Origin of the sequence: Stenotrophomonas sp. G106K1 (genome assembly GCF_037969685.1) — a bacterium.
GTDB lineage: Bacteria > Pseudomonadota > Gammaproteobacteria > Xanthomonadales > Xanthomonadaceae > Stenotrophomonas > Stenotrophomonas lactitubi.
Genome location: NZ_JBBPFR010000001.1, coordinates 328,460 through 343,813, shown reverse-complemented (window position 1 = coordinate 343,813; position 15,354 = coordinate 328,460). Strand labels below are relative to the sequence as shown.

Genomic DNA, 15,354 nt, shown 5'->3' with positions numbered 1-15,354 from the left:
CGGCATCGGCGGAAGTGGAGAACGCCGATTCGATGAATTTTTTCTGACAGCCCATCGCCGAACCGCGATCAACGGCTGGACACCCACACCGTGTCCGCTTCGCGACGGATGACGAAGCGCGCGTCCCGCTGCAGGAATGCCTGCAGCGCAGCGACCCGGTGCGCTTCCAGGCTGCCCGACAGGCGCGCCGCCCGCGCAACGTCATCGGTCACCCGCACCTGCACCTGGTTGTGGCGGTTGAACGCAGCCGCCACCTCGTCCAGCCGCTCATCACGGAACGACACCCGGCGCTGCTGCCAGTCCAGCAGCATCGACATCGGCATTTCCAGCGGCTGCACCGCATGACTGAGATGATCGACCTGGACCACCCGCCCGGCAGGCAGCTGCGCCAGCCGGCGTTGCCCATCACCGGCGGTCCAGACCTCCACCTCGCCGGATACCACGCCGATGCGCGTGCTCCGCAACCGGCGCGACACATCGAACACGGTGCCGATGTCACGGATCTGCAGATCACCGACCCGCACCTGGAAGGGCCGGCGATCCGCTGCGATATCAAACGTGGCCTCACCCTGCAGCAGTTCGACGCGGCGGCTGAACCAGCCGATGTTCACCCGCAGGCGGCTGTCTGCATTCAGCCGCACCTGCGTCTGGTCAGCCAGTAGCACCTCACGCAGTTGCCCGTGCCCGGCGACCAGCATCTGTTCGCGCGGCATCAGCCACGGCAGCAGACCGGCCACCAGCAACAGGCCGCACGCCACCGCAGCCATCCGCCTCCAGAGCGGCCGGCGCGTTCGTGTTGCAACCACGGCGCGCGGCGCGGGCACGGACGCGGCAAACAACGGCACCACTTTCGCCGTTGCCGGCAGCATCGGCAGCACTGCCCTGCTTCCCTGTTCCTGCGGGTGCACCGACATCGCCGCGCCCACCTGCCGGTGCAGATGCAGGGCATGCAGGTACGCGCGCACGTGCTCGGGCGAGCCCTTCATCCACGCCATGAACTCGGCGCGCTGCGCAGCGCTCAGGTCACCCTCGCGGTTGCACAGGAACCAGTGCGCAGCCTGTTCGGCCACCTCGTCATCCATCGCTGCAGGCTCCTGCCGGTTCATCCGTCCTTCCCGGCGCCCAGCGCCTTCCTGCAGGCATCCAGCCCCTTGCCGATGTGCTTGCGCACCATGTGCACCGACACATCCAGCTGTGCCCCCACCTGTTGGCAATCCAGCCCTTCGCGGTAATGCAGTTCCATCACCCGCCGCGTCGTGGGCGGCAGTTGCGCGATAGCGCCACGGATCCCGCTCCAGCGCTGCGCCCGCTCGAAATCAGCTTCGATGTCCTCCTCGCTGCGAAGTACCTCGGCCAGCAGGTCGACGTCCTCGATCTGCGGCAGGCCGGAGCGCGAGCGTGCCTGCTCACGGGCCAGGTTGGCTGCCACGGCGAACAGATAGGCTTCAGGATTCTCGATCGCCGCAGCGTCTTCGCCGGTGCTGCGCAGCAGGCGCAGGTAAACCTCCTGCGCCAGATCCTCGGCATCGGCAGCCTGTGAACCACGCCGAAGGAAGAAGCCACGCAGCAGGCGGCGCCGCAAGGCGTAGCTCTTCTCCCAGATCCTGACGCTGTTCACAACCGACCAACCATCCCGAGGCTGGAAAACCCAGCAGGGTGCACACCGACGATGACAACCGCATTGCAGCGCCGCCGGGCAAAGCTCAGGTTCGCGCAGACCCAACCCTCACCTGTCTACCGGCCAACCCATGCGCCGCCTACGCTTGTCTCCCCGGCAGCCAGCAAGGCCGCCCCCGCGCCACGGCCCTGTCGGCGCGACTCCGCTCCAGAGCTGTCGCCCTGCCGGCGGTGCCGCACAGTTGCCGACCGGCGCTCTCTGGAGACGCAGCATGAACCAGGCACACTTCCCTCTCGACACCGATCTGCAGGAAACCCGCGAATGGCGCGAGTCCCTGCATGCGGTGATCAAGGCCGGCGGCCGTCCGCGCGCGCACTACCTGCTGGACCAGCTCGATGACCTCGACGTGCAGCAGCATGGCGACCTGCACACCCGCGCATGGACCGCTTACACCAACACGATTCCACCCGAGCGCCAGCCCGCCTACCCGGGCGACCTGGCCATCGAGCGTCGGTTGAACGCGATGATCCGCTGGAACGCCATGGTGATGGTGCTGCGCGCCGGCAGGCACTCCAATGTCGGCGGCCACATCGCCACTTACCAGTCCGCAGCGGTCATGTATGACGTGGGCTTCGATCACTTCTTCCGTGGCCGTACCGACACCTTCGACGGCGACATGATCTACATCCAGGGTCATTCGGCGCCGGGCATCTACGGCCGGGCGTTCGTGGAAGGACGCATCAGTGCCGAGCAGATGGACAACTTCCGCCGCGAAGCAGGACGCGAGGGCTTGTCTTCGTATCCGCACCCGCGGTTGATGCCGGAGTTCTGGCAGTTCCCCACTGTATCGATGGGCCTGGGCCCGCTGACGGCGGCCTACCAGGCCCGCTACATGCGCTACCTGGAATACCGGGGGCTGAAGCAACATCAGGGTCGCAAGGTCTGGGCCTTCCTCGGTGATGGCGAAATGGACCAGCCCGAATCGCTGGCTGCCATCTCGCTGGCCGGGCGCGAGCGCCTGGACAACCTGGTGTTCGTGGTCAACTGCAACCTGCAGCGCCTGGACGGACCAGTGCGCGGCAACGCCAAGGTGATCCAGGAACTGGAAGGCACCTTCCGTGCCGCCGGCTGGAACGTGATCAAGGTGATCTGGGGCGGCGGCTGGGACGACCTGCTGGCACGCGATCACAGCGGCCTGCTGCGCCAACGCATGATGGAATGCGTCGATGGTGACTACCAGACCTTCAAGTCACAGAGCGGTGCCTATGTACGCGAGCATTTCTTCGGGCGCTACCCGGAACTGCTGACGCTGGTCGCGGACATGAGCGACGACGAGATCTGGGCGCTGGCGCGTGGCGGCCACGACCCGCAGAAGGTGTACGCCGCCTACCAGCAGGCAGTGAGCACCCCGGGCCGGCCCACCGTAGTGCTGGCCAAGACGGTGAAGGGCTTCGGCATGGGTGAGGCCGGCGAAGGCCAGAACATCAATCACCAGTTGAAGAAGATGAGTATCAATGCGGTGCGCGCTTTCCGCGACCGTTTCGATCTGCCGGTCAGCGATGAACAGCTGGAGGAAATGCCGTACCTGCGCCCGGCGCCGGGCAGCCCGGAGGCGCTCTACTTCGCGCAGCGTCGCCAGGCGCAGGGTGGCCAGCTGCCGGCACGACTGGCACAGGTCGATCCGCTGCCGCTGCCAGCGCTGTCCACGTTCAACGCACAGCTGCAAGGCAGTGGTGATCGTGGCCAGTCCACCACCATGGGTTTCGTGCGCATCCTCACCACCCTGCTCAAGGACCCCGAGCTGGGCAGGCTGGTGATCCCGATCGTGCCCGATGAATCGCGCACCTTCGGCATGGAAGGCCTGTTCCGCCAGATCGGCATCCACTCTTACCTCGGCCAGCTGTACACGCCGCAGGATGCAGGCCAGCTGAGCTATTACAAAGAAGCCAAGGATGGCCAGATCCTGCAGGAAGGCATCAACGAATCCGGCGCGATCTGTTCGTGGATCGCCGCCGGTACCGCGTACGCCAACCACGGCCTGGCCACGATTCCGTTCTACATCTTCTATTCGATGTTCGGCCTGCAGCGCGTCGGCGATCTGGCCTGGGCCGCGGCCGACGCGCGCACCCGTGGCTTCCTGCTTGGTGCCACCTCGGGCCGAACCACGCTGATGGGCGAAGGCCTGCAGCACGACGATGGCCACAGCCACGTGCTGTCCTCGGTGATTCCAAGCTGCGTGTCCTACGACCCGACCTACAACTTCGAACTGGCAGTAATCATCCACGACGGCCTGCGCCGCATGTATGTGGACCAGGAAGACATCTACTACTACATCACCCTGCTCAACGAGAACTACCCGCACCCTGCCCTGCCTGACGGCGCCGAAGCCGGCATCCTGAAGGGCCTCTATCTGCTGCGCCCCGCCGCTGCCGACACCATTGCACAGCCTCGCGTGCAGTTGATGGGCAGTGGCTCGATCCTGCGCGAGGTGCTGGCCGCTGCCGATCTTCTGCAGCAGGATTTCGGTATCGCCAGCGACGTCTGGAGCGCCCCCAGCCTGACCGAACTGCGCCGCGACGGTCTGGCCGTCGAGCGCTGGAATTTGTTGCACCCGGCTGACGAGCCGCGCGTTCCCTACGTGCAGCAGTGCCTGCAGGACCATGCCGGCCCTGTGGTGGTGGCGACCGATTACATGAAGATCGTCGGCGACCAGATCCGCCCCTTCATCAACGATCGTCGCTTCATCGCACTCGGCACCGATGGTTTCGGCCGCTCGGATACACGCGAATCGCTGCGCACGTTCTTCGAAGTCGATCGCCAGTTCATCGTGCTGGCGGCACTGAAGGCCCTGGCCGACGACGGACATGTCGAACGGAGCCTGCTGCAGCAGGCGATCGACCGGTACGGGATCGATACCGGCAAGCGCGACCCCGCCGTTGCATGACAGCGCAGCAACGGCATCCGCAGAGCGCGCCTCTGCGGGTGTCGCTGCATCACACCGCTACGGCAACCGCTTGAACAGGTTGGTCTGCAGGATCGGCGTGCCGTCATGACCGAAGAACGCCTTGGTTTCGGTCATCGTTGAACGGTCAGCGTCCACCGTATACACGCGGGTGGACGCCGGCGCGCCATGATCGACCAGCTGCATCACCAGCGTGTTCGGCGCCGGCAGTTTCAGCGTCGCCTGGTTGGCACCGTAGCTGCCGATCAGCGCCGCGGGCGTGCCATCCAACGCCAGCGTACCGTCGGATTTCATCGTCTTGCCATCCTGCAGGACGATGTCCACGTGCGAGCTCCACCTTCCCGCACCGGCGTCCTTGAATTCCAGCACGACCCGTTGCGGACGCTGTGCTTCAGGCAGCGCGGACGTGGCGATATCCAGCGACCAGCGGCCGAGCAGCGGCGAGGACTTCGGGCTCTCAGCCAGGGCAGGCATCGCCTGCAGCAGGGCCACGGACAGCAACGCGGCGAACAACAGCTTCATGCGAGGCTCCTTTCGAGGGAGGAAGGTCTTGCAGGTGCGCGCGGGGAACCTGCAAAGCTGGATGCTGCGCGCCAACGTCCGGTCGTGCAAGCGGCCACGCTGCCGCCGACGACCGGGCCGATCTCCCCCAACCCTCCGCTGTCCCCCCATCTTGTGACGCTGAATAGTTACGTTATAACATTTCATATTCTTTTCACGGAGTGTGTCATGCGTCGTCACCTGCTTGCTGCAGCCATCCTGTTCGTCGTCCACAACGCCCATGCCAGTGACGACCCGACCCTGCCCGCCGTCCGGGTGGAGGCGAGCAAGCCCTCCCGGATCGACAGCATCGTCACTGTCGAGACCCCGCAGGCCCAGAACCGCACCCTCGGCGGCATGCTTGAACATGTCTCCGGCGTGCAGAACAGCGCCTTCGGCCCCAACGCCGGCGCACCGGTCATCCGCAGCCTCAGCGGCAACCGCGTGCAGATCCTGGAGGACGGCCAGTCCATCCTCGGCATGAACGCCTTCAGCGGCGACATCAACATTCCGTTCGATCCGCTGTTCGTGCGCAGCGTCACCGTCAACAAATCCTCCGATACCGTCCGCTATGGCGGCAACGCCATCGGCGGCAGCGTCGACATCGACTCCGGCCTGATCTCGCGCACGATGGAGGACAAGGACCAGTCGATGGAGCTGGTCCTGCGCAAAGGTTTCAACGCGGCCGATGCGCAGGGCTTCCGCATGAACTTCAACAACCAGCGCAATGTGTCGACGAACCTGCAGGTCTCGCGGCAACGCATCTCGTACTACGACATTCCCGGCAACAGCAAGGCGGGCGTCTGCAACACCCGGCTGTTCCCCGCCACCGGCGGTGTCAATTCGGCGCTGGCCGACAGCTGCCAGAAGGAGGCACGCATCCAGCAGCTCTACAACAAGGCCTCGCAACCCTACATCGACCAGTTCATGACCGAGAACCCCGATTGGGCCGATGGTGATTTTTCCTTCTACACCAACAGTCCGACCTCGGTATGGCAGCGCCGCACCTACGTCAATCCGGTCAATCCGGCCTATGTCGCCGGGACGCCTTCGTACGTACAGAAGCAGATCAACAACGATGTGACCCCCGATTACCGCCATCGGCTGGGCAACAGCTACTCACGCAGTTCGCAGGTAGCACTCGGCTCGACCTGGTTCTTCGATCGCGGTTACGTCGGCGTCAGCATCGATGCCAAGGACAGCGAATACGGTGTGCCGGGCTTCTCGATGCAGAACCTGTCCTTCGGCGCGAACCCTGCCGACGGCCTGCCGGTGGGCGTGGTGATCAAGCAGCAGCGCTACGCCCTGGAAGCGTTGCTGCGAGACCCGCTGCCGTACGTCGAACGTGCCGAACTGCGGGTATCAAAGCTGGACAACACCTCGGGCGAGCGCCTGGGCTCGACCAGGGCCAATGACTACGACTTCCAGAGCACCCAGGCCGAACTGCTGCTGGCGCATCAACCCGTCGGGCCGCTCAGCGGCGTGCTGGGCCTGAGCCATCAGACGCGCGACGTCGCCGGCAGCGGCGCGCTGCGCTACCTGCCTGATGTGGAAACGCACAGCAACGCCGTGTTCCTGAAGGAAACCCTCGACGTCGGCTGGGCGTCCTTCGATGCCGGCGTCCGCCATGAACGCGTGGACCATGACCTGCAGCCCAGCCGCTTCAAGACCTCGCGCAATGCTGCCAACACCACACTGCAGGGTCGCTCCTATCGCCTCAACAGTTACAGCCTGGGTTCGTATGTCGAACTCGGCCCGCTGTTCGCCGCCAAGGTGCGCTATTCGTCCTCGCAGCGCGCACCGGAGATCAACGAGCTGTATGCCAGCAACGCGCATTATTCGGTGATGACCCAGGAAGAAGGCAACCAGAACCTGCAGCCGGAACGCGCGAAGAACCTGGAGTTGACCGGCTTGTTCCACCTTGGCGGCTTCGCGCTGTCGGCCACCGCCTACCGGATGAAGTACGACAACTACCTCTACCAGGGCCACTCCGGCATGCAGATGGCCAACCGCCTGCCGCTGAAGTACTGGAAGCAGACCGACACCACGGTGAAGGGATTCGAGATCGATGCCTCGCAGGCGCTCGACCTTGGCGGCTACGGAAAATTGAATCTGTCCGCCTTCGCCGATCTGGTCAGGAGCCAGGCCGATCGCCCGGACACGCTGCGCGCGCACAACGACGGCGAGTACCTGCCGAACATGCCGACCAACCGCTATGGCGCCACCCTGCAATGGCAGCGCGACAGCTGGAAGGTACAACTCTCCAGCACCTACTACGACAAGCAGAAGTACCTGGGTCGCAACGTCAGCGAAGAGATTCCGCTGGATGCATTCAACCTGGTCGATCTGCAGGTCAGCCACGAACTACCGGTGCGCAATGCCTACATCGCAGGCATGGAAGTGTTCGTCAACGGCAGCAACCTTCTGGATGACGACGCCCGCCCACACAACTCGCCGTTGAAGTACATCGCACCGCTGCCCGGTCGCGGGTTCCAGGTCGGCGTGACCGTGAGGCTTTAAGGGACCGGAAAAGAAAAACGCCTGCAGATCGAGGATCTGCAGGCGCTTCTTTGTATCTGGCGGAGCGAGAGGGATTCGAACCCTCGATAGAGCTTTTGACCCTATACTCCCTTAGCAGGGGAGCCCCTTCAGCCGCTCGGGCATCGCTCCGGGGTTTTCTCCGCGTCTGGTGCGTTGCACCTCAGCGGGGCGTGAATCATAACGTTAATCACGCGCGAAGGTAAAGCCTTATTCCGCAGAATTTTCACCACCGGTGCTGCCGGCTTCGTCACCACGCTGGATGCGCTGGTAGATCTCTTCGCGATGCACAGCGACGTCCTTCGGCGCAGTGATGCCGATACGCACCTGGTTACCCTTGACGCCAAGCACGGTGACGCTCACCGAGTCACCGATCATCAGGGTTTCGCCGACGCGGCGAGTCAGGATCAACATTTTTTAAGTCTCCATGGAACCGTGTGGAAGGGTATCCCCCACCGGCTTGACGCTCCGTCAAGAAGCGCGCCCACGACAAAGGGAAAAGATTCGCAATGGTACCGTCAGCCGTCCCGCTCCTACAAGGAGGGGGACGGCAAGGGTTCATCACAGGCGGGGGCTGACCCATTCGACGACCGCAGCCAGCGCGGTGGCAAGGGCGGGCCCGTCCTCACCACCACCCTGGGCGAGGTCCGGGCGTCCGCCGCCCTTGCCCCCGATCTGACCGGCGATATGGGACAACAGTTCCCCGGCCTTGACCTTGCCCATTGCACTGCCGTTCACGCCCGCGACCAGGGCTGCCTTGCCGTCCTGGGCACCTGCCAGCACGATCACCGCGTTGCCCAGCTGCTGCTTCAGGCGGTCCATGGCATCGCGCAGGGCCTTGGCATCGAAGCCTTCCAGGCGGACGGCCAGCACCTTCACGCCGGCGACCTCGACGGCCTGGCCGGACAGATCAGCCGTGGCACCGGCAGCGACCTTGGCCTTCACGGCCTCCAGCTCGCGCTCCAGCTGCTTCTGGCGCAGGCCCAGCGCACGGATCTTTTCGACCACGTCGGCAGCGCTGCCACCCAGCAGTTCCGCGGCCTCGGCCAGGCGCGCCTCCTCGGCATCCACGTAGTCCAGCGCGCCCTGGCCGGTGACGGCCTCGATACGACGCACGCCGGCCGATACGCCGCCCTCGGAGGTGATCTTGAACAGACCGATGTCACCGGTCCGGTTGACGTGGGTACCACCACACAGCTCGGTGGAGTAGTCACCCATCTTCAGCACGCGCACGTTCTCGCCGTACTTCTCGCCGAACAGGGCCATCGCGCCGAAGTCCAGCGCTTCCTGCATGCCCATGTTGTGCACTTCGGCGGCGTTGTTGGCGCGCACCTGCTGGTTGACCTTGCGCTCGATGATCGCCAGTTCCTCGGCACTGATCGGCTGGAAATGCGAGAAGTCGAAGCGCAGGCGGTCCGGCGCCACCAGCGAGCCCTTCTGCTGCACGTGGGTGCCCAGCACTTCGCGCAGGGCAGCATGCAGCAGGTGGGTGGCCGAGTGGTTGAGGATGGTGGCGCCACGGCGCTCGCCATCGACCTGGCCGGACAGCACGTCACCGATCTTCAGGCTGCCCTGGGTGAGCTTGCCGACGTGGCCATGGAACTGGCCTGCGAACTTCTGGGTGTCGCTCACCTGCATCTGCACGCCGGCAGCGGACAAGGTGCCCGTGTCACCGACCTGGCCGCCTGACTCGGCGTAGAACGGGGTCTGGCTGGTCAGCACGATGACCTCGTCACCGGCCTGGGCAGCGTCCACCGGGCGGCCATCCTTGAGGATCGCGACCACACCGAGGCCATCGGCCTGCAGGCGGTCATAGCCGAGGAAGACGGTCGGCTTGAGCGTGGCGACCAGATCGGCCGACAGCGTCACGCCGCCGCCGAACTTGCCGGCCGCACGCGCGGTCTCGCGCTGCGTTTCCATCGCGGCGTTGAAGCCGTCGATGTCCACGGTCAGGTCACGCTCGCGGGCGATGTCCTGGGTCAGGTCGAGCGGGAAGCCGTAGGTGTCGTACAGGCGGAACGCGTCCACGCCCGGGATCACGCCATTGCTGACCTTGGCCGCAACGTCGTCGAAGATCTTCATGCCCGAGTCGAGGGTCTCAGCGAAACGCTCCTCCTCGGCCTGCAGTGCACGCACGACGGTATCGACCTGCGCCGGCAGTTCCGGGTAAGCCTCGCCCATCTGCTCGACCAGGGTCGGCACCAGCTTGCTGAAGAACGGCTGGCGCACGCCCAGCATCCAGCCATGTCGCAGCGCGCGGCGGATGATCCGGCGCAGCACGTAGCCGCGACCTTCGTTGGACGGCAGCACGCCATCGACGATCAGGAACGAACAGGCGCGGATGTGGTCGGCGATCACCCGCAGCGACTTGTTTTCCAGATCGGCGGTGCCGGTCAGCTCCGATGCCTTGCGGATCAGCGCCTGGAACAGGTCGATCTCGTAGTTGGTATGCACGTGCTGCAGGATCGCGGCCAGGCGTTCCAGGCCCATGCCGGTATCCACGCACGGCGCCGGCAGCGGCATCAGCGTGCCGTCCTGCTGGCGATCGAACTGCATGAAGACCAGGTTCCAGATCTCGATGAAACGGTCGCCATCTTCGTCCGGCGAGCCCGGGGGGCCACCGGCGATATGGTCACCGTGGTCGTAGAAGATCTCGGTGCAGGGACCGCACGGACCGGTATCGGCCATCTGCCAGAAGTTGTCCGAGGCGAACGGCGCACCCTTGTTGTCGCCGATGCGAACGATACGTTCTTCCGGAATGCCGATCATGTCGCGCCACAGCGCGTAGGCCTCGTCGTCGGTCTGGTAGACCGTGACCAGCAGGCGCTCGGCGGGCAGCTTCCAGACCTGGGTCAGCAGCTCCCAGGCCCAGGCGATCGCATCCTTCTTGAAGTAATCGCCGAAGGACCAGTTGCCCAGCATTTCGAAGAAGGTGTGATGGCGGGCGGTGTAGCCCACCTGGTCGAGATCGTTGTGCTTGCCACCGGCACGCAGGCAGCGCTGGACGTCGGCCGCGCGCACGTAGCTGCGCTTTTCCGCGCCCAGGAACACGTCCTTGAACTGCACCATGCCGGAATTGGTGAACAGCAGGGTCGGATCGTTGCCCGGCACCAGCGGCGCCGACGGCACGATGGTGTGGCCTTTGCCCTTGAAGAACTCAAGGAAGTCGCTGCGGATCTGGGATGTCGTGAATTTGGCGGATGCGTTCATGGGGGCTGGCAGTCTGCGGGCCGGGGCCCGTGCCGCCAGCCGCAGTGGCCAGGGTCGAACGGACCGCCGAAACCCCAAAGGGTATCAGGCCCGACGCCATCAGTCTCAGTCGTCCGGATCGTAACGGGTCGCACGGCGGATGCTGTCGCCATCAAAGCCCCGGCGAGCCAGCAGATCGGCGGCCTTGCGACGCTGCGCCAGGTCCTGCGGGCCGGCCTCACCGAAGCGGCGACGGACCAGATCCCGGGCGTTCTCCGTCCAGTCGCCTTCAAAGGTATCCATGGCGGCAGCGATCTGCTCGCTGTCCAGTCCATGGGTGCCCAGTTCGGCCCGCACATGGATGGGGCCGTAGCCGGTATTGGCGCGCATGCGCACCAGATTCTCGGCAAACCGGGTGTCGTCCTGCCAGCCAGCCTCGGTCAGCTTGTCGACCGCGGCCTGCGCCGCCTCGCCCTCGATACCCCGGGAGGTCAGCTTGCGGGTCAACTCCTTGCGCGAATGCTCACGCCGCACCAGCAACCCCAGGGCACGCTGGACGGGGGTCTGTTCGCGTACGCGGCGCTTGTGGCCGGGTTCCGGGGCGTCGGAATCGTTCATGCTCGCCTTCAATCAAATGCGCCGTCCCTGGCGCGTCCCCCGTCGGGGAAACCGAATCTGCAGGACAGGGCGACGTCACTGACGGCGCCGCCCTGCCCCACAGCAAGCCTTACTCGTCGTCGCCTTCGTCTTCGCCTTCCTCACGGACGGCTTCGGTCGGCTGGAACTTTTCGCGCAGCTCGGCCTCGAGCTTGGCGGCAACCTGCGGGTTGTCGCGCAGATAGCCGCGGGCGTTGTCCTTGCCCTGGCCGATGCGCTCTTCACCGTAGCTGTACCAGGCACCGGCCTTCTCGACCAGCTTGGCCTCCACGCCCATATCGATCAGTTCGCCTTCGCGGCTGATGCCTTCGCCGTACAGGATCTCGGTGATGACCTGCTTGAACGGCGGCGCCAGCTTGTTCTTGACGACCTTGATCTTGGTCTGGTTGCCGATGATCTCGTCGCCCTTCTTGATCGCACCGATACGGCGGATGTCCAGGCGCACCGAGGCATAGAACTTCAGCGCGTTGCCGCCGGTGGTCACTTCCGGGCTCTGGCCCGGCATCATCACACCGATCTTCATGCGCAGCTGGTTGATGAACACCACCAGGGTGTTCGAACGCTTGATGTTGCCGGTCAGCTTGCGCAGCGCCTGGCTCATCAGGCGAGCCTGCAGGCCCGGCAGCTGGTCGCCCATCTCGCCTTCGATTTCGGCCTTCGGGGTCAACGCGGCGACCGAGTCGACCACCAGGATGTCCACCGAGCCGGAGCGGACCAGCATGTCGGCGATTTCAAGCGCCTGCTCACCGGTATCCGGCTGCGACAGCAGCAGATCGTCGACGTTGACGCCCAGCTTGCCAGCGTAGATCGGGTCCAGCGCATGCTCGGCATCGATGAAGGCAGCCGTACCACCCAGCTTCTGGCACTCGGCGATGGCCTGCAGGGTCAAGGTGGTCTTGCCGGAGGATTCCGGTCCGTAGATTTCCACCACGCGGCCCTTGGGCAGGCCACCAATGCCCAATGCGATATCCAGCATCAGAGAACCGGTCGGAATCGCCTCGACAGGCTCGACCACACGGTCGCCCATGCGCATCACCGAGCCCTTGCCGAACTGCTTTTCGATCTGGCCCAGAGCTGCAGCGAGGGCGCGCTTCTTGTTCTCGTCCATCGGATTGGTCCTTGCAGAGGTCACGTCGTTGGAGGTGCTGTCTTTGGAAGTCTTCTTGGCCATGGGCTCACTTTAAGGCTGGCGTATCGCACAGGCTGAGATTCTGCCCGGCGTTCGGAAAAAAAATATCGGACATCCGTACCAACCTCAGCAGAACCAGAGAATCGCCACAAAAGACCGCGGGAATTACAGGGTGAATCGTCAACGGTTTGGTCGCAGCAGCCCGCAGTACAGGCCCTCGATCGAGAAATCCTGGTCCGGAAGCACGTCAATCGGCTTGTAGTCGGGATTGCGGGGCAACAGGCGGATCCGGTCCTTGGCGATCTTCAACAGCTTGACGGTGATCTCGTCATCGATGCGCGCCACCACGATCTGCCCGGAATGGGCGTCGCGGGTGCGGTGCACGCCGATCAGGTCGCCGTCGAAGATGCCTTCGTCGATCATTGAATCGCCCTGCACTTTCAGCAGGTAGTCCGGCGCCGGCGAGAAGAACACCCGGTCCAGCACCACGAAATCATCCGAGCCGATGTCGGCGCCGATCGGCAGACCCGCCGCGACCCGACCCAGGATCGGCAGGCGCAGGACGCTGTCGGGCAGCCCCGGTTCGGCGAGCGTTTCCACCGGTGGCGCCTGCACCAGACGGATGCCGCGGGCCTGGCCCGGTACACGACGGATCGCCCCGGCCTGCTCCAGCGCTTCCAGATGGTACTGCGCTGCGCGCACCCCCTTGAAGCCGAAGGCACGTGCGATTTCAGTCTGCGACGGCGGTGCGCCTTCGCTCTCGATACGCTCGGCGATCAACTGCAGGATCGCCTGCTGGGTGTCGGTCAGGTCCATGGTTAGTAGTATTACTACTAACACCCGGAACTGCAAGTGCTGGGGGCGATTACGGGAGGAGCGAAAGCCGCCGGGCATGGCCCGGCGCTACCGGGAATGCGGCGTGACTGGTTGGGGGCGGCAAAGCCGAAAGCAGCCGACCAGCGGTCGGCTCTACAGGAATCGCTGCGCGATTCCGCGGTTCCTGGCGGGAACCGCCGCGGCATGCACACTACGTGTGCTTGCCGCTTCTCCAGATCGAGAACAGGATCCATACCCCACAGAACCCCGCGCCGATGAAGCCGCACACGCCCAGCGCCAGCAGCCAGCGGCTGGAGACGCCGCCTACGCTGTGCATCACGATCGAGGAGCCGATGATCAGGGCCGCGGTGACAATGCCCATCACCATCCGGTTTGCGGCGCGATTGACCTGGTCGCCGAAGCCCTGCAGCGCGCTCGTCTCGACCTTCAGCTGCAGGCGGCCACGGCGCGCAGCCTGGACCAGCTTGCGCAGGTCCCGCGGCAACTCACCGGCAAAGTCGATCATGCCCAGCAGACTGCGTCGGCCGCGCTTGAACAACGCCCGCGGCGCATAGCGCTGCAGTACCACCCGCTCCAGGAACGGGCGCGCGGCGCTGGCCATGTCGAAATCGGGGTCGAGCTGGCGGCCCATGCCCTCCAGCGTCAGGAAGGCCTTGATCATCAGTGCCAGATCCGCCGGCAGGGTCAGGTTGTAGCTGCGCAGCAACTGGGTGATGTCGCCCAGCATCAGGCCGATGCGCAGGTCCTTCAGCGGCACGCCACGGTACTGGTCGACGAACAGGCTGATGTCGTGCTGCAACCGGTTCTCGTCCACCTCCACGCCGCCTGCCCAGTCCAGCAACACGTCGGCCACGCCCTGCGGGTCCTGTTCCACCAGACCATGCAGCAGCTGCGCGACCTGGAAGCGGCGCACCTCCGACAAGGCACCAACCATGCCGAAATCGATCACGCCGATGCGGCCATCGCGCAGGTAGATGATGTTGCCCGGGTGCGGATCGGCGTGGAAGCAACCGTCCTCCAGCACCATCTTCAATACGATGTCGGCACCACGCCGGGCCAGTTCACGGCGGTCGAGGCCGGCCGCATCGACACCGGCCAGATCACGCCCCGCGATGCCGTCGACGAAGTCCTGCACGTTCAGACTTTCGCAGGTCCATTGCCAGTGCACCGCCGGAATCAGGATGTCGTCACGCCCCTCGAAGTTGCGCGCGATGCGCTCGGCATTGCGGCACTCGGCGGCGAAATCCAGCTCGCGCCGCAACGACACGGTGAACTGCTGCACCACCTCGGCGGGCCGGTAGCGGCGCAGATCCGGCAGGCGGGCTTCGACGATCTCGGCCAGCCGTGCCAGCAACCGCAGATCGGCTTCAACCACGTCACGGATACCGGGACGACGCACCTTCAGCACCACTTCGCGGCCATCGCGCAGCCGCGCACGATGGGCCTGGGCCAATGAAGCAGCGGCCATCGGGGTTTCATCAAGGAAGGCGAACACCTGCGACGGCGGTGCACCGAGGTCGGCCTCCAGCTGTTCGCGGATCTTCTCGTAAGGCAATGCGGGGACCGCGTTCTGCAGCTCGGAAAGTTCGGCGATCCAGTCCGGCGGCAGCAGGTCGACTCGGGTGGCGAGCACCTGGCCCAGCTTCACGAAGGTCGGCCCGAGATCCTGCAGGGCACTGCGCACGCGCACCGGCGCGGTCATCCGCAGCATTTCCTGCCGCTCCTCGTTCCAGTGCAGCAGGCGGCCGGTACGTTCCAGCACCGTGGCCAGGCCGATGCGCCGCACGACGTCGCCGAAGCCGTAGCGGATCAGGACGGCGGCGATTTCCTGCAGCCTACCAAGGTCACGGACGGTGCCCAGCGTCTCCCACATCGTTGCCTACT

The 15,354-nt window shown here is 65.0% G+C and carries 11 protein-coding genes and 1 tRNA gene; 2 read left to right on the top strand and 10 right to left on the bottom strand.

Features of this window, described 5'->3' with window-relative positions:
• Nucleotides 1-68: 68 nt before the first annotated feature.
• Nucleotides 69-1,106: a FecR domain-containing protein gene (locus WKB25_RS01675; RefSeq protein WP_340568341.1), complete on the bottom strand. Its 1,038-nt coding sequence runs from the start codon at nucleotides 1,104-1,106 to the stop codon at nucleotides 69-71.
• Complete coding sequence (locus tag WKB25_RS01670; protein WP_165376818.1) at nucleotides 1,103-1,618, bottom strand: sigma-70 family RNA polymerase sigma factor; 516 nt, start codon at nucleotides 1,616-1,618, stop codon at nucleotides 1,103-1,105. Before WKB25_RS01670 ends, WKB25_RS01675 begins: the two co-directional genes overlap by 4 nt.
• A gap of 271 nt (nucleotides 1,619-1,889) precedes the next feature.
• Between WKB25_RS01670 and aceE the strand changes: the two genes are divergently transcribed.
• On the top strand, nucleotides 1,890-4,562 hold the full coding sequence (gene aceE, locus WKB25_RS01665; RefSeq protein WP_340568338.1) for a pyruvate dehydrogenase (acetyl-transferring), homodimeric type: 2,673 nt from the start codon (nucleotides 1,890-1,892) through the stop codon (nucleotides 4,560-4,562).
• Nucleotides 4,563-4,619: 57 nt separating this feature from the next.
• Here the strand turns inward: aceE and WKB25_RS01660 are convergent, their stop codons facing one another.
• Nucleotides 4,620-5,102, bottom strand: a complete 483-nt coding sequence (locus WKB25_RS01660; RefSeq protein ID WP_340568336.1) for a LuxR family transcriptional regulator — start codon at nucleotides 5,100-5,102, stop codon at nucleotides 4,620-4,622.
• Nucleotides 5,103-5,309: 207 nt separating this feature from the next.
• Here WKB25_RS01660 and WKB25_RS01655 point away from each other — a divergent pair, with 207 nt between their 5' ends.
• Nucleotides 5,310-7,640 carry a TonB-dependent receptor gene (locus tag WKB25_RS01655; protein ID WP_340568334.1) on the top strand — a complete coding sequence of 777 codons (2,331 nt, stop codon included), beginning with the start codon at nucleotides 5,310-5,312 and terminating at the stop codon, nucleotides 7,638-7,640.
• Between the two features lie 57 nt (nucleotides 7,641-7,697).
• Here the strand turns inward: WKB25_RS01655 and WKB25_RS01650 are convergent.
• The 7 genes from WKB25_RS01650 to ubiB form a co-directional block, all read right to left on the bottom strand.
• Nucleotides 7,698-7,790: transfer RNA gene (locus tag WKB25_RS01650), tRNA-Ser, on the bottom strand.
• Between the two features lie 78 nt (nucleotides 7,791-7,868).
• On the bottom strand, nucleotides 7,869-8,072 hold the full coding sequence (csrA, locus tag WKB25_RS01645) for a carbon storage regulator CsrA (RefSeq protein WP_025878924.1): 204 nt from the start codon (nucleotides 8,070-8,072) through the stop codon (nucleotides 7,869-7,871).
• Nucleotides 8,073-8,219: 147 nt separating this feature from the next.
• Nucleotides 8,220-10,868 carry an alanine--tRNA ligase gene (gene alaS / locus WKB25_RS01640; protein WP_340568331.1) on the bottom strand — a complete coding sequence of 883 codons (2,649 nt, stop codon included), beginning with the start codon at nucleotides 10,866-10,868 and terminating at the stop codon, nucleotides 8,220-8,222.
• A 105-nt stretch (nucleotides 10,869-10,973) separates the two neighbouring features.
• Complete coding sequence (recX, locus tag WKB25_RS01635) at nucleotides 10,974-11,465, bottom strand: recombination regulator RecX (RefSeq protein WP_340568330.1); 492 nt, start codon at nucleotides 11,463-11,465, stop codon at nucleotides 10,974-10,976.
• Between the two features lie 109 nt (nucleotides 11,466-11,574).
• Nucleotides 11,575-12,612: a recombinase RecA gene (gene recA, locus WKB25_RS01630; protein ID WP_025878921.1), complete on the bottom strand. Its 1,038-nt coding sequence runs from the start codon at nucleotides 12,610-12,612 to the stop codon at nucleotides 11,575-11,577.
• Nucleotides 12,613-12,813: 201 nt separating this feature from the next.
• On the bottom strand, nucleotides 12,814-13,449 hold the full coding sequence (gene lexA, locus WKB25_RS01625) for a transcriptional repressor LexA (RefSeq protein ID WP_340568329.1): 636 nt from the start codon (nucleotides 13,447-13,449) through the stop codon (nucleotides 12,814-12,816).
• 211 nt (nucleotides 13,450-13,660) lie between these two features.
• The gene (ubiB, locus tag WKB25_RS01620) at nucleotides 13,661-15,343 is read right to left on the bottom strand and encodes a 2-polyprenylphenol 6-hydroxylase (protein WP_340568327.1); all 1,683 of its coding nucleotides are present in this window, start codon (nucleotides 15,341-15,343) and stop codon (nucleotides 13,661-13,663) included.
• Between the last annotated feature and the right edge of the window lie 11 nt (nucleotides 15,344-15,354).